Annotated in this window: 26 protein-coding genes; 25 read left to right on the top strand and 1 reads right to left on the bottom strand. The window is 36.6% G+C overall.

From position 1 onward, the window contains the following. The first annotated feature begins 6 nt into the window (after positions 1–6). The 25 genes from rpmC to OD90_RS05770 all read left to right on the top strand — a co-directional run bounded on the left by rpmC (position 7) and on the right by OD90_RS05770 (position 15,556). Positions 7–195, top strand: coding sequence for a 50S ribosomal protein L29 (gene rpmC / locus OD90_RS05890; protein ID WP_144667943.1), 189 nt, complete (start codon positions 7–9; stop codon positions 193–195). A 14-nt stretch (positions 196–209) separates the two neighbouring features. Continuing rightward, entirely contained in the window at positions 210–467 is a 258-nt protein-coding gene (rpsQ, locus tag OD90_RS05885) for a 30S ribosomal protein S17 (protein ID WP_013751331.1), read from the top strand. Next, the gene (gene rplN, locus OD90_RS05880; RefSeq protein WP_144667941.1) at positions 467–835 is read left to right on the top strand and encodes a 50S ribosomal protein L14; all 369 of its coding nucleotides are present in this window, start codon (positions 467–469) and stop codon (positions 833–835) included. Before rpsQ ends, rplN begins: the two co-directional genes overlap by 1 nt. A gap of 13 nt (positions 836–848) precedes the next feature. Next, a complete protein-coding gene (rplX, locus tag OD90_RS05875) occupies positions 849–1,160 on the top strand; it encodes a 50S ribosomal protein L24 (RefSeq protein WP_144667939.1) in 312 nt (103 codons plus the stop codon). A 2-nt stretch (positions 1,161–1,162) separates the two neighbouring features. Then, positions 1,163–1,714, top strand: coding sequence for a 50S ribosomal protein L5 (rplE, locus tag OD90_RS05870; protein WP_144667937.1), 552 nt, complete (start codon positions 1,163–1,165; stop codon positions 1,712–1,714). 3 nt (positions 1,715–1,717) lie between these two features. Then, the gene (rpsN, locus tag OD90_RS05865) at positions 1,718–1,987 is read left to right on the top strand and encodes a 30S ribosomal protein S14 (RefSeq protein ID WP_144667935.1); all 270 of its coding nucleotides are present in this window, start codon (positions 1,718–1,720) and stop codon (positions 1,985–1,987) included. Between the two features lie 88 nt (positions 1,988–2,075). After that, a complete protein-coding gene (rpsH, locus tag OD90_RS05860; RefSeq protein WP_144667933.1) occupies positions 2,076–2,474 on the top strand; it encodes a 30S ribosomal protein S8 in 399 nt (132 codons plus the stop codon). A gap of 20 nt (positions 2,475–2,494) precedes the next feature. Beyond that, complete coding sequence (rplF, locus tag OD90_RS05855) at positions 2,495–3,037, top strand: 50S ribosomal protein L6 (protein WP_144667930.1); 543 nt, start codon at positions 2,495–2,497, stop codon at positions 3,035–3,037. A gap of 11 nt (positions 3,038–3,048) precedes the next feature. Beyond that, positions 3,049–3,402 (top strand): 50S ribosomal protein L18, encoded by a 354-nt coding sequence (gene rplR / locus OD90_RS05850; RefSeq protein ID WP_144667927.1) that lies wholly within the window; start codon positions 3,049–3,051, stop codon positions 3,400–3,402. 7 nt (positions 3,403–3,409) lie between these two features. Continuing rightward, on the top strand, positions 3,410–3,934 hold the full coding sequence (rpsE, locus tag OD90_RS05845) for a 30S ribosomal protein S5 (RefSeq protein ID WP_144667924.1): 525 nt from the start codon (positions 3,410–3,412) through the stop codon (positions 3,932–3,934). A gap of 11 nt (positions 3,935–3,945) precedes the next feature. After that, positions 3,946–4,125, top strand: coding sequence for a 50S ribosomal protein L30 (gene rpmD, locus OD90_RS05840; RefSeq protein WP_035335938.1), 180 nt, complete (start codon positions 3,946–3,948; stop codon positions 4,123–4,125). Between the two features lie 12 nt (positions 4,126–4,137). Continuing rightward, entirely contained in the window at positions 4,138–4,590 is a 453-nt protein-coding gene (gene rplO / locus OD90_RS05835) for a 50S ribosomal protein L15 (protein ID WP_144667921.1), read from the top strand. A gap of 13 nt (positions 4,591–4,603) precedes the next feature. After that, positions 4,604–5,956, top strand: a complete 1,353-nt coding sequence (gene secY / locus OD90_RS05830; protein WP_144667918.1) for a preprotein translocase subunit SecY — start codon at positions 4,604–4,606, stop codon at positions 5,954–5,956. Then, positions 5,956–6,171, top strand: a complete 216-nt coding sequence (gene infA, locus OD90_RS05825; protein WP_013751343.1) for a translation initiation factor IF-1 — start codon at positions 5,956–5,958, stop codon at positions 6,169–6,171. Before secY ends, infA begins: the two co-directional genes overlap by 1 nt. 18 nt (positions 6,172–6,189) lie before the next feature. Next, complete coding sequence (gene ykgO / locus OD90_RS05820) at positions 6,190–6,306, top strand: type B 50S ribosomal protein L36 (protein WP_013305171.1); 117 nt, start codon at positions 6,190–6,192, stop codon at positions 6,304–6,306. 5 nt (positions 6,307–6,311) lie between these two features. Continuing rightward, the gene (gene rpsM / locus OD90_RS05815) at positions 6,312–6,686 is read left to right on the top strand and encodes a 30S ribosomal protein S13 (RefSeq protein WP_144667915.1); all 375 of its coding nucleotides are present in this window, start codon (positions 6,312–6,314) and stop codon (positions 6,684–6,686) included. Between the two features lie 9 nt (positions 6,687–6,695). Next, positions 6,696–7,079: a 30S ribosomal protein S11 gene (gene rpsK, locus OD90_RS05810; RefSeq protein ID WP_144667912.1), complete on the top strand. Its 384-nt coding sequence runs from the start codon at positions 6,696–6,698 to the stop codon at positions 7,077–7,079. Between the two features lie 82 nt (positions 7,080–7,161). After that, a complete protein-coding gene (gene rpsD, locus OD90_RS05805; RefSeq protein ID WP_144667909.1) occupies positions 7,162–7,767 on the top strand; it encodes a 30S ribosomal protein S4 in 606 nt (201 codons plus the stop codon). A gap of 29 nt (positions 7,768–7,796) precedes the next feature. Continuing rightward, positions 7,797–8,789 (top strand): DNA-directed RNA polymerase subunit alpha, encoded by a 993-nt coding sequence (locus OD90_RS05800; RefSeq protein ID WP_144667906.1) that lies wholly within the window; start codon positions 7,797–7,799, stop codon positions 8,787–8,789. Positions 8,790–8,888: 99 nt separating this feature from the next. Beyond that, positions 8,889–9,359 carry a 50S ribosomal protein L17 gene (gene rplQ / locus OD90_RS05795; RefSeq protein WP_144667903.1) on the top strand — a complete coding sequence of 157 codons (471 nt, stop codon included), beginning with the start codon at positions 8,889–8,891 and terminating at the stop codon, positions 9,357–9,359. Positions 9,360–9,507: 148 nt separating this feature from the next. Next, the gene (gene carA / locus OD90_RS05790; RefSeq protein WP_144667900.1) at positions 9,508–10,620 is read left to right on the top strand and encodes a glutamine-hydrolyzing carbamoyl-phosphate synthase small subunit; all 1,113 of its coding nucleotides are present in this window, start codon (positions 9,508–9,510) and stop codon (positions 10,618–10,620) included. Positions 10,621–10,782: 162 nt separating this feature from the next. Beyond that, positions 10,783–12,072, top strand: a complete 1,290-nt coding sequence (gene eno / locus OD90_RS05785) for a phosphopyruvate hydratase (protein WP_144667897.1) — start codon at positions 10,783–10,785, stop codon at positions 12,070–12,072. 625 nt (positions 12,073–12,697) lie between these two features. After that, the gene (locus OD90_RS05780; protein WP_144667894.1) at positions 12,698–13,984 is read left to right on the top strand and encodes a citrate synthase; all 1,287 of its coding nucleotides are present in this window, start codon (positions 12,698–12,700) and stop codon (positions 13,982–13,984) included. A gap of 90 nt (positions 13,985–14,074) precedes the next feature. After that, positions 14,075–14,572 (top strand): GyrI-like domain-containing protein, encoded by a 498-nt coding sequence (locus OD90_RS05775; protein ID WP_144667891.1) that lies wholly within the window; start codon positions 14,075–14,077, stop codon positions 14,570–14,572. A gap of 69 nt (positions 14,573–14,641) precedes the next feature. After that, on the top strand, positions 14,642–15,556 hold the full coding sequence (locus OD90_RS05770) for a dimethylarginine dimethylaminohydrolase family protein (protein WP_144667888.1): 915 nt from the start codon (positions 14,642–14,644) through the stop codon (positions 15,554–15,556). Here the strand turns inward: OD90_RS05770 and purT are convergent. Then, on the bottom strand, positions 15,553–16,719 hold the full coding sequence (gene purT, locus OD90_RS05765) for a formate-dependent phosphoribosylglycinamide formyltransferase (RefSeq protein ID WP_144667885.1): 1,167 nt from the start codon (positions 16,717–16,719) through the stop codon (positions 15,553–15,555). The two genes, OD90_RS05770 and purT, sit on opposite strands and share 4 nt — an antisense overlap. Between the last annotated feature and the right edge of the window lie 22 nt (positions 16,720–16,741).

Genomic DNA, 16,741 nt, shown 5'->3' with positions numbered 1-16,741 from the left:
AGTACTATGAAACAATCAGAGGTAAAAGGATTATCTGTAGCAGAATTGCAAGAGGAGCTTAGTAAAACTAAAAGAGCCTATATGGATCTTAAGATGGCGCACGCCATCTCTCCACTTGACAATCCTATTCAATTGCGAGGAATGAGACGTACAGTCGCTAGAATCGCAACTGAGTTAACTAAAAGAGAACAATAACAACGCTGCTTAAGATGGAAAAAAGAAATTTAAGAAAAGAGCGTGTTGGTGTAGTAACCAGTAACAAGATGCAGAAGTCTATCGTTGTTGCAGAGGTGAAAAAAGTAAAACACCCTATGTATGGAAAATTCGTTTTAAAAACGAAAAAATATGTAGCACACGACGAAACAAATGACTGCAACGAAGGAGATACTGTTAGGATCATGGAGACACGACCTATGAGTAAATCAAAGACTTGGAGACTAGTAGAAATCATTGAAAGAGCTAAGTAATGTTACAGCAAGAATCAAGATTAAGAGTAGCAGATAATACTGGAGCAAAAGAAGTTTTGACGATCCGTGTATTAGGAGGTACCAAGAGAAGATATGCTTCTGTAGGAGATAAAATTGTAGTATCTGTAAAAGATGCCACGCCAACGGGTCAAGTTAAAAAAGGAGCCGTTTCTACAGCAGTAGTTGTTCGTACTAAGAAAGAAGTACGTCGTCCAGATGGATCATATATTCGTTTTGATGATAATGCTTGTGTTCTTTTGAATGCTCAAGGAGAGATGCGCGGTACTCGTGTATTTGGACCAGTAGCAAGAGAGCTTCGTGACAAACAATTTATGAAGATTGTATCATTAGCACCAGAGGTGCTTTAATACAGAGAAGAAGATGACAAAGCTTAAAATAAAAACTGGAGATACTGTAAAGGTTATTGCTGGAGATCATAAAGGATCAGAAGGTAAGGTTGTTAAAGTATTTATAGAAAAGAACAAAGCAATCGTTGAGGGTGTAAATATGGTGAAGAAGCATGAAAAGCCTAGCGCCGCAAATCCTCAAGGTGGAATTAAAGAAAAAGAAGCGCCTATTCAAATTTCAAACTTATCGCTTATGGATAAGGACGGTAAAACTACTCGTGTAGGTTACCGTATGGAAGGAGATAAAAAGGTACGCTTTGCAAAGTCTAACAACGAAATAATATAGTGATGGGATACGTACCAAGACTAAAGCAAGAGTTTCAAGACCGCGTGGCACCAGCTCTTATTGAAGAGTTCGGATATAAAAACGTTATGCAGGTACCACGTCTCAACAAGATAGTAGTATCTCGTGGAGTTGGAGCTGCGGTTGCAGATAAAAAATTAGTTGAAAATGCTGTTGATGAGCTTACTGTTATCACAGGGCAGAGAGCTATCTCAACAATGTCTAAGAAGGATGTTGCAACATTTAAACTACGTAAGGGAATGCCTATTGGTGCTAAAGTAACTTTACGAGGGGAGCGTATGTATGAGTTTTTAGATAGACTTGTGACTTCTGCTTTACCACGTGTAAGAGACTTTAATGGAATTAATGCAACTGGATTTGATGGTCGCGGAAATTACAATATGGGTGTAGAAGAACAAATTATCTTCCCTGAGATCAATATTGACAGAATTAAGAAAATTGATGGTATGAACATTACTTTTCAAACTTCTGCTCAAACTGATAAAGAAGCAAAATCATTACTTGCAGAATTAGGGTTACCTTTTAAAAAGAATTAAATTATGGCTAAAGAATCAATGAAAGCCCGCGAGGTAAAGCGCGCTAAGACTGTTGCAAAATACGCTGAGAAACGTAAGGCTTTGAAAGAAGCTGGAGATTACGAGGCTTTGCAAAAGTTGCCTAAAAATGCCTCACCAGTACGCCAACATAATCGTTGTAAACTTACGGGTCGTCCAAAAGGTTATATGCGTCAGTTCGGGATATCACGTGTGATGTTTCGTCAGATGGCTAATCAAGGATTGATACCAGGAGTTAAGAAAGCGAGCTGGTAATTAAAGAGTATAAATTGGTAGAAGGTTCTATTTGTAGTTATCGCTTTCGCGAAAGCTTAAAGAAAACCACTACCGTAACTATAATTAAATGAATACAGATACTATTGCAGATTTTCTGACACGTGTGCGTAACGCATCGGCAGCAAATCACAGAGTGGTCGAGATTCCAGCATCAAACCTTAAAAAGGCGATGACTAAAATCTTATTTGACCAAGGGTACATCCTAAGTTACAAGTTTGAAGAAGGTAAAGCGCAGGATACTATCAAGATTGCCTTGAAGTACGATCGCATTACTAAAGAAGCAGTAATTAAAGATATCCAAAGAATCAGTAAGCCTGGTTTACGTAAATATGCTTCATCATCAGAGATACCACGTATCTTAAATGGATTGGGTATTGCTATTGTTTCAACTTCTAAGGGAGTGATGACAGGAAAGCAAGCACAACAACAGAATGTTGGAGGAGAGGTACTTTGTTACGTTTACTAATCAGATAAAAAGACAAAGAAATGTCAAGAATAGGTAAAAATCCAATTACAGTTCCAGAAGGTGTTACAGTAAACGTAGCAGATGGTACTGTAACAGTTAAAGGAAAATTAGGCGAGCTTACGCAAGAGTATTCAGGTATTGATATAAAAATCGAAGACGGAATTATTACTCTTGAGCGTGAGTCAGATAAAAAAGATCTTCGTGCGAAGCACGGTCTTTATAGAGCTTTGATCGCAAATATGATCGAGGGTGTTTCTAAAGGGTTCGAGAAACAATTAGAACTTGTTGGAGTAGGATATAGAGCAACAAATCAAGGGAATAAACTTGATTTGGCCGTAGGTTTTTCTCACAATATCGTAATGGATATTGCTCCAGAGGTAAAAGTTGAGACAATCTCTGAAAAAGGTAAAAATCCAATTGTGAAGTTAACTTCACATGATAAACAACTCGTAGGAGCAGTTGCGGCAAAAATACGTGGCTTCCGTAAACCAGAACCTTACAAAGGAAAAGGTATCAAGTTTGTAGGAGAGATAATTAGAAGAAAAGCAGGTAAATCTGCATAATACATAGAGCAATGGCATTATCAAAAAGTGAAAAAAGAAATAGAATTCATCTTAGAATTCGTAAGACTATTTCTGGATCTGCGGAGAGACCAAGACTCTGTGTATTTAGAAGTAATAAAGAAATTTATGCTCAGTTAGTTGACGACCTTAATGGTAAAACTCTAATGGCAGCATCATCGCGTGACAAGGATATCTCTAAGGACGCAAATAAAACAGAAGCAGCTAAGCTTGTAGGGAAGGCAATTGCCGAAAAAGCTACAAAAGCAGGTGTAGAGTCTGTAGTATTTGATAGAGGAGGTTACCTTTACCACGGAAGAATTAAACAACTAGCAGAGGGCGCAAGAGAAGGCGGTCTTAAATTCTAATAAAGTTATGTATCAAGATTATAAAAACGTAGAGTTAGTAAAGCCAAGTGGCTTGGACTTAAAAGATCGTCTAGTAGGCGTTCAGCGTGTTACTAAGGTAACTAAAGGAGGTAGAGCTTTTGGATTTTCTGCGATTGTTGTTGTAGGAGATGAAAATGGAGTAGTAGGTCACGGATTAGGAAAATCTAAGGAAGTTGCTTCTGCAATTGCAAAGGCTGTAGAAGATGCTAAGAAAAATTTAGTACGCATTCCGTTAAATAAAGCTACCATTCCACATGAGCAAAAAGGGAAATATGGTGGAGCTCGTATATTGTTATTACCTGCTGCTGCGGGTACTGGTGTGATTGCTGGTGGTGCAATACGTGCGGTTCTTGAATCAGTTGGTATACATGATGTGCTTTCTAAAAACCAAGGATCTTCTAACCCTCATAACGTAGTAAAAGCAACTTTTGATGCGTTATTACAACTAAGAAGTGCTGAGACGGTTGCGAAGCAACGAGGTATCACACTTGATAAAGTGTTTAAAGGATAAATCAAGGTAAAATGGCAAAAATCAAAGTAACAAAGGTGAAGAGTGCTATTAATCGCACTCAAAACCAAAAGAGAATTTTAGAATCTCTTGGATTGAGAAAAATAGGCCAGGTAAAGGTGCATGAAAATACACCAAACATCCTTGGTATGGTAAATAAAGTTAGTCACTTAGTTTCTGTTGAAGAAGCTTAATATATATAACAGATGGAGTTAAATAACTTAAGACCTGCAAAAGGCGCTGTTAAGAAAAACGATAGCCGTAAAGGTCGTGGTCAGGCAACTGGTCAAGGAGGAACAGCTGGTCGTGGACACAAAGGACAAAAATCACGTTCTGGTTATAGCAAGAAAATAGGTTTTGAAGGTGGTCAAATGCCTCTTCAAAGACGTGTTCCTAAATTTGGTTTTACGAATATCAACCGTAAAGAATATGCTGGAATCAACTTAGATACTATACAAGAGTATGTAGATGCTGGTCGTTTAGAGAATGAATTTTCTGTAGACAACTTAATCGAAGCTGGTTTAGTAGGTAAGAATGACCTAGTAAAAATTCTAGGTAGAGGAGAGCTTAAAGCTAAAATCAAGGTAACTGCGCATAAATTTACTGCAACTGCAAAGGCTGCTGTTGAAGCTGCTGGTGGTGAAGCTGTAACTTTATAATCGATACAAGAGGATGAAATTTATAGATACAATAAAGAATATCTGGAAGATTGATGAGTTAAGGAATAGAATTATTCTTACGCTCACACTTCTCCTCGTATATCGTTTTGGCGCACAGGTAGTTTTACCTGGTATTGATGCTTCACAATTAGGAGGTCTTCAAGATAGTACAGATCAAGGAATATTAGGTTTACTAGCGGCATTTACAGGTGGAGCATTTTCAAATGCTTCTGTATTTGCGCTTGGTATTATGCCTTATATATCTGCTTCAATTGTTGTGCAATTGATGGGGATAGCGATTCCTTATTTGCAAAAATTACAAAAAGAGGGTGAAAGCGGGCGTCGTAAAATCAATCAGATTACTCGATGGTTAACTATAGGCATTTGCTTATTACAAGCACCTGGATATTTAGCTGCACTTCCTGCGCTAGGTGTTCCATCATCTGCCTTTGTAATGGGCTTAACACCTACATTCTATATATCATCTGTTCTAATATTAGTAACAGGATGTGTATTTGCAATGTGGCTTGGAGAGAAAATAACAGATAAGGGAATTGGAAACGGAATCTCATTACTTATAATGGTGGGTATTATCGCTACAATGCCAATATCTTTTGTTCAAGAGTGGGTGGCACGTGTTACTGAATCCAATGGAGGTCTTATAATGATCTTAATTGAATTAGTGATTTGGTTTGTAATTATTCTGCTTTGTATTCTATTAGTTATGGCAGTACGTCAGGTGCCAGTGTCTTATGCTCGTAGAACTGCAACAGGCGCTTATGAAAAAAATGTTTTCGGTAGTCGTCAGTTTTTACCATTGAAGCTTAATGCTTCTGGGGTAATGCCTATCATATTTGCTCAAGCTATAATGTTTGTACCAGGCTTGATAGGAGGAGCAAGTTTTTTAGCAGAGACGTCAGCTGGAACGTGGTTGCAGGCAAATTTTGGAAATAATATTTTCGGATTTTGGTATAATTTAGTTTTTGCATTACTTATCATCATCTTTACTTATTTTTACACCGCGATTACGGTACCTACTAATAAGATGGCAGATGATTTAAAAAGAAGCGGCGGCTTTATAGCAGGAATACGTCCTGGTTCTGAAACTGCTGAATATTTAGATAGAATAATGTCACAAATAACATTACCAGGTTCAATTTTTCTTGCTCTTATCGCTATATTTCCTGCAATTGCAGTAAATGTATTAGGAATGCAACAAGGATGGGCTCTATTCTATGGAGGTACTTCGCTTTTAATTATGGTAGGAGTCGCTATAGATACTATGCAACAAGTAAATTCTTATTTACTTAACAAGCATTATGATGGTCTAATGAAGTCTGGTAAAAACCGTAAAGCAGTAGCATAATGGCAAAACAGGCAGCAATAGAACAAGACGGATCCATTATTGAAGCATTGTCTAACGCAATGTTCCGTGTGGAATTAGAAAATGGTCACGTAGTGACAGCGCATATCTCAGGTAAGATGCGTATGCACTATATAAAATTATTACCTGGAGATAAAGTGAAATTAGAAATGAGTCCTTACGATTTGTCAAAGGCTCGCATAACGTACCGTTACTAAACGGAAAATAAGCTTGATATGAAAGTAAGAGCATCAGTAAAAAAGAGAAGTGCCGATTGCAAGATCGTTCGTCGCAAAGGCAGATTATACGTAATTAACAAAAAGAACCCTAGGTTTAAACAAAGACAAGGTTAATAGTTATGGCTAGAATTGCAGGGATAGATATCCCAAAACAAAAGAGAGGTGTAATAGCATTAACTTACATCTTTGGAATCGGAAAGAGTAGAGCTCAAGAAATTCTTGCAGCTGCTAATGTATCAGAAGACAAAAAAGTCTCAGATTGGGATGATGACGAAATAGGTCGTATCCGTGAGTCTGTTGGTACATTTACAATTGAAGGTGAACTTCGTTCTGAGGTTTCTTTGAATATTAAACGATTGATGGACATCGGTTGTTACCGTGGTATTCGTCACCGTGTAGGTCTTCCTTTAAGAGGACAGCGTACAAAGAATAACTCACGTACAAGAAAAGGAAAGCGTAAAACAGTTGCTAACAAGAAGAAAGCAACTAAATAATAAGTCATAATGGCAAAGCAAACTGCAAAAAAACGTAAAGTTGTTGTTGAATCAACAGGAGAGGCTCATATCACTGCTTCTTTTAACAACATCATCGTATCGTTAACGAATAAGAAAGGAGATGTAATCTCTTGGTCATCTGCTGGTAAAATGGGCTTTAGAGGTTCTAAAAAGAACACTCCATATGCTGCTCAAACAGCTGCAGAAGATTGTGCAAAAGTGGCTCACGAAGCGGGTCTTCGTAAAGTGAAAGTATATGTTAAAGGACCGGGTAACGGACGTGAGTCTGCGATACGTGCTGTACATAATAGCGGAATTGAAGTGACAGAAATCATAGATATCACTCCAATGCCACACAATGGATGTCGTCCTCCAAAAAGACGTCGCGTTTAATAATTTATTTAATATATCGAGGGAGAACGGTTTGCAAAGGATTGACCTTAATTTCTAACCACCCTCACAACAAACATTTAAAATGGCAAGATATACTGGTCCCAAAACTAAGATAGCTCGTAAATTTAGCGAAGCAATCTTCGGAGAAGACAAATCTTTTGAAAAAAGAAATTACCCTCCAGGGCAACACGGAAACAACAGACGAAGAGGAAAAAAATCTGAATACGCTGTACAATTAGCTGAAAAGCAAAAAGCAAAGTATACATATGGTATCCTTGAGCGTCAATTTAGAAACATGTATGACAAAGCAAACCGTGCTCCTGGAATTACTGGAGAGGTTTTATTACAACTTTGTGAAAGCCGCTTAGATAATGTAGTATATAGAATGGGGATTTCTCCATCTAGAAGCGGAGCGCGTCAATTAGTTGGACACCGTCATATTACTGTTAACGGGAACATTGTTAACATACCTTCTTTTCAAGTTAAACCTGGTGATGTGATCGCAGTACGCGAAAAATCTAAATCACTTGAAGTAGTTACAAACTCTTTGCAAAATGCAAATCACGTTTACGAGTGGATCACTTGGAACAATGATAAAAAAGAGGGAACATTTGTTGCAGTACCGCAACGTCTTCAAATACCTGAAAATATCAATACACAGTTCATCGTCGAGCTGTACTCTAAGTAATAAATAACCACTAAAGCTAGAAAACCGATATGGCAATATTAAATTTCCAGAAGCCTGATAAAGTCATTATGATTGACTCTACTGATTTTGAAGGTAAATTTGAGTTTAGACCTTTAGAACCAGGTTACGGATTAACCGTAGGAAACGCATTGCGTCGAGTATTGCTATCTTCTCTAGAAGGTTTTGCAATTACTTCTGTACGTATGGAAGGTGTAGACCACGAGTTTTCTACTCTCGCTGGAGTAGTAGAGGATGTAACAGAAATCATCCTTAATCTTAAGCAAGTACGTTTTAAGAGACAAATAGAAGAAATAGATAATGAAACTGTTACAATCTCTCTTTCTGGAGTAGATCAATTAACAGCAGGAGATTTCCAGAAATTTATTTCAGGATTCCAGGTGCTTAATCCAGATATGGTAATAGCAAACATGGACAAGAAAGTAAATCTCAATATGGAAATTACTATCGAAAAAGGTCGTGGTTATGTACCAGCAGAAGAAAATAAAAAATCTAATGCACCTCTTGGAACAATCTTTACCGATTCTATATATACTCCAATACGTAATGTAAAATACAGTATTGAAAACTATCGTGTTGAACAAAAGACTGATTACGAAAAATTAGTTTTTGAAATCATCACAGATGGATCAATTCATCCTAAAGAAGCTCTTACTGAAGCTGCTAAAACACTTATCCACCACTTTATGCTATTCTCTGATGAGCGTATAACATTAGAGGCAGATGAGATTGCACAAACTGAGACGTATGATGAGGAATCATTACATATGCGTCAGTTGCTTAAAACTAAGCTTATCGATATGGACCTGTCTGTACGAGCGCTTAATTGTTTGAAAGCTGCAGAGGTTGAAACATTGGGAGATCTTGTTTCTTACAATAAAAATGATTTAATGAAATTTAGAAACTTTGGTAAAAAGTCACTTACTGAGCTTGAAGAGCTTGTAAATGTTAAAGGCCTCAGCTTTGGAATGGATTTAGCAAAATATAAATTAGATAAAGACTAGTACGCTTTCGCGAAAGCGTACAAATCATAAAATTAAATTCGTCATATTTTGCTCTCTACACGAGGTAGATTGAGCAAGATGATGTTAAAATAACTCACAATGAGACACGGAAAGAAAGTAAATCACTTAGGAAGAAAGACTGCTCATAGAAAGTCTATGCTTGCAAACATGGCTTGTTCTCTTATTGAACACAAGAGAATAAACACTACGGTTGCAAAAGCTAAAGCTTTAAAGCAGTTTGTAGAGCCTATGATTACAAAATCTAAGGAGGACACAACTCATAATCGTCGTTTAGTATTTGCTAAGCTCCGTCAGAAGGAAGCAGTAACAGAACTGTTTAGAGATGTAGCTGCTAAGATAGGTGATCGTCCAGGTGGATATACGCGTATCATCAAGTTGGGTAACCGTCTTGGAGATAATGCAGACATGGCAATGATTGAGCTTGTTGATTATAACGAACTTTACAATGCTGGTAAGCCTGCTAAGAAGAAAACTACTCGTAGAGGTGGTAAGAAAGCAGACGCTAAGCCTGTTGCTACTGAAACTAAAGCTTCAAACGAAGAAGAGTAAAAATGATTACATAGTCGTAACATAAAAAAGGGATTTGACAATTGTCAAATCCCTTTTTTTATGGCTAGTAAATATTAAGAAGCCTTTTAGGCATATTGAATTTTAATTATTTTTGTATTGCTCCTAATACATCTAAAAATGTAAATTTATGAAATATCAAACAAGACGTCCAGCAATCATTCTTCTTGCCGATGGAACTATTTTTCACGGAAAATCTGTGGGAAATAAAGAAGCAACTTCTTTTGGAGAAGTTTGTTTTAATACTGGAATGACAGGATATCAAGAGATCTTTACAGACCCTTCTTATTTTGGACAGTTAATGGTAACTACAAATGCTCATATAGGTAATTATGGTGCAACCAATGACGAGACAGAATCAGATACCGTTAAAATTTCTGGACTCATCTGTAGAAATTTTAGTTACACGATGTCTAGAAAAGATGCTGAGGAATCACTTGAATCATTTTTAGATAGTAGTAATCTCTTTGCAATATCTGATGTAGATACGAGAGCATTAGTTGCACACATAAGAGATAATGGCGCTATGAATGCTGTCATATCTACAGATGTAGATAATATTCAAGGTTTAAAAGAAAAATTGAAAAAAATCCCAAATATGGCAGGTCTTGAACTCGCCTCAAAAGTTTCTACTAAAGAACCTTATTTTTTTGGGGATGAAAATGCTTCAATAAAGGTTGCTGCTCTAGATATAGGAATAAAGCGTAATATCCTTCGTAACCTTGCAAAAAGAGATGTTTACATAAAAGTTTTTCCTTACGATACCTCTTACGAGGAAATGAAATCATGGAATCCAGACGGATATTTTTTGTCCAACGGACCAGGAGATCCAGAGCCACTTACCAATGCAATACAAGTGGCAAAAGATATTATTAATGCAGATGAGCCTCTTTTTGGTATCTGCTTAGGTCATCAAGTGATTGCCCTTGCAAAAGGTATTTCAACCTATAAAATGCATAACGGACACAGAGGGATAAATCATCCTATAAAAAATGTAGTTACGGGAAAAGGGGAAATTACTTCTCAAAATCACGGATTTGCTATAAACAAGGAGGAGGCTGCTGCTCATCCAGATGTAGAGATAACTCATTATCATCTTAACGATGACACAGTTGCAGGTATTAAAATAAAAGGTAAGAATTGTTTTTCTGTACAATACCATCCAGAGGCGAGCCCAGGCCCTAATGATGCGACATACCTTTTTGATCAATTTATTGAAAATATAAAAAAAGTCACAGTGTAATAAAAATCCCTATCAATTTGATAGGGATTTTTACTTTTGATATATCTTAATTTTAGTAAAGATCCTATAGATATATCGCAATCGTTGTCGCTAATATAATATAGACATAAATTTTTATAGTGAACAAAATAGTATTTTTACACAACTAAAATATACACAATAATGAGTATTATAATTGAAATTCACGCTAGACAGATATTTGATTCTAGAGGAAATCCAACAGTTGAAGTAGATGTTTTTACAGAGCTAGGAGTAATGGGAAGAGCAGCTGTGCCATCAGGAGCCTCTACTGGAGAACATGAAGCAGTAGAGTTGAGAGACGGAGGTAATGATTTTATGGGTAAAGGGGTTCTTAAAGCTGTAGAGAATGTAAATAAAATAATCGCTCCAGAATTATTAGGAGTTTCCGTATTTGAACAGAACGCAATAGATCAATTAATGATTGATCTTGATGGTACTCCTAATAAATCGAATTTAGGAGCAAATGCTATACTTGGTGTTTCTTTAGCTTGCGCTAAAGCTGCCGCTGCTGAACTTAGTATGCCCTTGTACAGATATATAGGAGGTGTGAGTGCGAATACACTTCCAGTGCCGATGATGAATATTATCAATGGAGGTTCACATAGTGATGCACCTATAGCGTTTCAAGAGTTCATGGTAATGCCAGTAAAAGCTAAAAGCTTTAGTCAAGCTTTACAGATGGGGACAGAAATATTTCACCATTTAAAAATAGTATTACATGACAGAGGTCTTAGCACAGCTGTAGGAGATGAAGGTGGGTTTGCACCTGCTCTTGATGGTACTGAAGATGCACTTGATAGCATCAAGCTTGCTGTTGAGAATGCTGGATATTCTTGGGGTGATGAAATTATGATTGCATTAGATTGTGCTGCTGCAGAGTTTTATGAAGATGGTAATTATAATTATTCAAAATTTGAAGGTACTACTGGCAAAGTCCGCACAAGCGAAGAGCAAGCAGATTACCTTGCAGAATTATCAGAAACATATCCAATCATTTCTATAGAAGATGGAATGGATGAAAATGATTGGAAAGGATGGAAATACCTAACAGATAAAATAGGAGCAAATGTGCAATTGGTAGGCGATGATTTGTTTGTGACTAACGTTGACAGACTTTCAAGAGGAATTCAAGAAGGTATAGCCAATTCAATTTTGATCAAAGTAAATCAAATAGGCACACTCACTGAAACAATAGCTGCTGTAAATATGGCGCATAATGCTGGATATACATCTGTAATGTCTCATAGATCTGGAGAAACGGAAGATCATACAATTGCAGATCTTGCTGTAGCTCTTAACACAGGCCAAATCAAAACAGGTTCAGCATCAAGATCTGATCGTATGGCAAAATACAATCAATTACTTCGTATTGAGGAAATGTTGGCTGATGTTGCTTTTTTTCCAGCAATGAATGCCTTTAAAATTAAGTAATGAAATTATAACATACCTAAAAGAGCAATTTTCTAAATTGCTCTTTTTTTTTGAGATTAATTTAGATTTATTATCAATAATGTATGCGAATGTAATTTTTATTTAGTTTAGATTTAAATTTTTATAAATGTAGGAAAAAACCTACCAATTTGTTTTTTACTAACGATAAAAAGTACGTACATTGCTGTTGTTAAACAAAAAGCATTTACATAAGTTTTATTACGTACTATATGCTACTTAAGTTTATTTGATCTTAAATAATATTTGATTAAAAAGTATTACATCCGGCTAGATAGTTGCAAAGTTAGTGAATGAACAAGCAAATACAATTTTAAGTTGGGTAAAGGGCGGGCAATTTGGCTTTTAAGCTATAGGTCCGCTCTTTTTAATTTAAGAATTATGGAGAATACTCTCTATTCTTGTAATTTCATTTTTACACTTAGTAATTGATTCTGCACAATTGAAAAGCTAAAATAATCAGCTTTTTAGACTTCTAGGAATAGACAAGTTATTTTAATGATTATTTAACCAACTATCACGGTATATCTCCAGAAAAGACGAGTCTTTTTTTGTAATTTAGCATTTCTTGAAAAAAAGTACTTACCAAATATAATTATAATCATACATGACAGATAAAGCGACGCTAAACATAGACGGAAAAAGCTATGAGTTTCCAATCACTACAGGGTCTGAGCAAGAAAGAGCAATCGATATTAAAACCTTAAGAGGAGTTACAGGTGGTGTAACTACCATTGATCCGGGTTTTAAAAATACTGGATCTTGTGAAAGTGCAATCACTTTTTTAGATGGCGAAAAAGGTATTTTAAGGTATCGCGGTTATGCTATTGAAGATCTTGCAGAGAAGGCAAATTTTCTTGAGACAGCTTATTTGTTAATTTTTGGAGAGTTGCCTACAAAAGAACAGTTAGAGAAATTTGATACTGATATTAAAGCAGAATCTCATGTTGATGAGGATATGAAGAAAATCTTAGATGGTTTTCCAAAATCTGCACATCCCATGGGAGTATTAAGTGCGCTTACGTCTGCTCTAATAGCTTTTAATCCTTCTTCTGTAAACGTTGAATCTGAGGAGGATATGTATAATACCATTGTTAAGCTTTTAGCAAAATTTCCAGTATTAGCGGCATGGGCAATGCGTAAGAAAAAAAGTCAGCCGCTAGATTACGGTGATAACTCACTTGGATATGTGGAGAATTTCCACAAGATGATGTTTGCTAGACCTAATGGGGAGTATAAAGTAGATAAAGAAATCATTGAAGCTATTGATAAGCTATTAATATTACATGCAGACCACGAGCAAAACTGTTCTACGTCTACGGTACGTATGGTAGGTTCAGCTCACGCTGGATTGTTTGCATCTATATCTGCAGGTATTTCTGCTTTGTGGGGGCCACTTCATGGTGGAGCAAATCAAGCTGTTATAGAAATGCTTGAGGCAATTAAAACAGATGGTGGCGACACAAAAAAATATATGGCTAAAGCCAAGGACAAAGAAGATCCTTTTCGTTTAATGGGCTTTGGACACAGAGTCTATAAGAATTTTGATCCGCGTGCAAAGATCATCAAAGTTGCTGCAGATGATGTTCTAAAACAATTAGGTATAGAAGATCCTGTTTTGGATATTGCAAAAGGACTTGAAAAAGAAGCATTAGAAGATCCATATTTCGTAGATCGAAAATTATATCCTAATGTAGATTTCTATTCTGGTATCATATACAGAGCACTGGACATTCCAGTAGAAATGTTTACAGTAATGTTTGCTGTAGGTAGACTTCCAGGTTGGATCGCACAATGGAGGGAAATGCGTTTAAATAAAGAGCCTATAGGAAGACCTCGTCAAGTGTATACGGGAGAGACTTATAGAGATTTTAAAGAGGTTTCTGAAAGATAATTCAATCAATATTATAGAAGCGAGCTATTAAGCTCGCTTTTTTTATGAGCCATTTTGCCGAGATTAAATTTTTAATATTGATATTCTATTATGAAGAATCGTATTTATCAAGAACCAAAAATTGTTACGGAAGCGGTCAAGGTTATTGCAGGACTATCCATAAAAACATGCTTAAAAGAGAATAAATCTCAAGAATTATGGCATACATTTCATTCTTTAAAAAAATCTATTAAAGGTCAAAAAACTGATGGTAGCTATAATATACAGCAATACCACCATGATTTTTTACGAGACCCTTTTTTACCAACAACAATATTTATTCGTTGGGCTGGTGTAGAAGTAAATAGTGGAGAAGATATTCCTGTGGGTTTAAAGCAGTTTGTAATACCAAGAAGTAAATGGGCTGTATTTAACTATGTAGGTACTGCCAATAATTTTGGAGTTTTTGCAAATTATATTTATGGTCAGTGGTTACCAATCTCAAGCTACACACTGGCTGATGGTCCACATTTTGAATATTTACCCCCAAACTACCCAGGTCCAGACGATCCCACCGCTCAAGAAGAGGTGTGGATACCTATTAAATAACTATACAATTGAGCACTTTTTTTCTTTTCAATTTAAGGTTTAAAATTTAGTAATTTGTAATTTCACATTATGCTTAAACTCAACGTAAATAACGAAACATCACGCTTAAGAGCGGTTATACTAGGGACTGCAAACAGTAATGGTCCTACGCCAAGTCTAGAAGAAGCTTACGATCCTAAAAGTGCTTTGCACATAAAAGCTGGAACCTATCCAGTAGAAGAGGATATGGTAAAGGAAATGGAGGCTGTGGCTCAGGTATTTGATAAATACGGTGTAGAAGTTTTTAGACCTGAACTGGTAAAAGATATGAATCAAATCTTTACTAGAGATATTGGTTTCGTGATTGACGATAAGTTTTTTAAAGCGAATATTCTCCCAGATAGGGAAGATGAAATAGAAGCAATACAGCATGTCATTAAACAGATACCTTCTACCAATGTATTTAGGTTGCCAGAAGAGGCTCACATAGAAGGAGGTGATGTCATGTTAGCAGATGATCACATTTTTATAGGCACCTATAGAGGTGAAGATTATCCAGATTATATTATTGCCAGAACAAATATGCTTGCCGTTGGGATGATTCAAGATTTATTCCCAAACAAAAAGGTGAAGTCTTTTGATTTGCGCAAATCTAATACAGACCCTTATACAAATGCACTGCATTTAGATTGCTGTTTCCAGCCAGTAGGTAATGGAAAGGCTATCTTACATAAAAATGGCTTTTTACAGGAAAGCGAATATGATTGGCTTGTGAATCATTATGGTAAGGAGAACATTTTTGATATTACTTCAGAAGAAATGTTTCAAATGAATTCAAACATATTTAGTATTTCTCCTGAAGTTGTAATATCAGAACGTAATTTTACTAGACTTAATACCTGGCTTCGCAACCAAGGAATGACCGTAGAGGAAGTGCCTTATGCAGAAATAGCCAAGCAAGAAGGGCTACTCAGGTGCAGTACACTTCCTCTAGTAAGAGATTAAGAGTTTATTTTAATCTTTGAAGCTAGCTGTTTTGCGCTCGCTACAGTTGCCTTTACATCACCATCTACATGATCATAAGTAACCACAACGCCCATCCTACGATCGGGGCGTGAACTTGGTTTGCCGAATAATCTGAAATCACTTTTTTCGGCCTCTGCAAGCTCTTCAATACCAGTAAATGTTGGGTTGTCAGAATGTTCTGTAGCTAATATTACCGCACTGGCCCCTATACGTTCTTGTGTAATTTTTTTTATGGGTAATCCTAATACAGCTCTTAAGTGGAGTTCAAACTCATTAAAATTTTGTGTGTTTGCAAGCGTTACCATCCCGGTGTCATGTGGTCTAGGTGAAAGCTCAGAGAAATATACACCTGTATCTGCTATAAAAAACTCTACTCCCCAAAGTCCAGCACCGCCTAAAGCTTGTGTTACCTTATCTGCCATGACCTGGGCAGTTTGAAGGTGTACAGACTCCATGGCTGCTGGTTGCCAGCTTTCTTGGTAATCACCTCCTTCCTGTCTATGTCCTATAGGTGGGCAAAAGAGCGTTTTTCCATCACGTTGTGTTACTGTGAGTAGTGTAATTTCATAATTGAAGTCAATAAATGCTTCGACGATAACTTCAGCTACATCTCCACGGGAGCCTTCTTGAGAGTATTGCCAGGCTTTATCGATGTCCTCTGTTTTTCTTATGGTACTTTGACCTTTTCCACTAGAAGACATTAATGGTTTTACCACACAAGGCATTCCTATCTCATCCACTGCTTTCTGTAGTTCCTCACTTGAAGTTGCATAGGTATAATGAGCAGTTTTAAGACCTAAGTCATTTGCGGCAAGATCTCGAATAGCCTTCCTATTCATTGTGTAGTTTGCTGCTTTAGCACTTGGAATAACAGTTATTCCTTGCTTTTCGTAAGTGTAAAATCGCTCTGTACGGATAGCTTCTATCTCAGGAACAATATAATCCGGTTCGTGCTTTTCTATAATTCTATCTAGAGCATCACCATCTAGCATATTAATAATTTCACGGTGATGAGCCACTTGCATTGCTGGAGCATCATCATAACTATCTACTGCTACTACAGTTTGTCCTAATCGTTGGGCTGCAATAACAAACTCTTTTCCTAGCTCACCAGAACCTAGAAGTACAATCTTTTTTTTCATAGTATTTATTCTTTAAAAGTCG

This window comes from Dokdonia sp. Hel_I_53, assembly GCF_007827465.1.
Lineage (GTDB): Bacteria > Bacteroidota > Bacteroidia > Flavobacteriales > Flavobacteriaceae > Dokdonia.
The sequence above is the reverse complement of the archived record's forward strand: the minus strand, read 5'-3'. Positions and strand labels throughout refer to the sequence as shown.